Source organism: Thalassotalea montiporae (assembly GCF_053485855.1).
The window spans coordinates 1-204 of record NZ_JBQRUO010000044.1; the positions used below are offsets into that span (position 1 = coordinate 1).

2 tRNA genes are annotated in these 204 nt (G+C 52.9%); both read right to left on the reverse strand.

Annotation, left to right across the window (positions count from 1 at the left end):
- Positions 1–16: 16 nt before the first annotated feature.
- Positions 17–93 (reverse strand) — tRNA-Ile (locus ACSLUR_RS19210).
- Between the two features lie 19 nt (positions 94–112).
- Positions 113–188, reverse strand: a tRNA-Ala gene (locus tag ACSLUR_RS19215).
- Positions 189–204: the final 16 nt, after the last annotated feature.

Genomic DNA, 204 nt, shown 5'->3' on the forward strand with positions numbered 1-204 from the left:
AAGCTTTTTCTTGTGTTGGTAGGTCTGGGCAGACTTGAACTGCCGACCTCACCCTTATCAGGGGTGCGCTCTAACCAGCTGAGCTACAGACCTAAATCACATAAGAGTGAAGTGGTGGAGCTAAGCAGGATCGAACTGCTGACCTCCTGCGTGCAAGGCAGGCGCTCTCCCAGCTGAGCTATAGCCCCATAAGGCTTCGTTTTC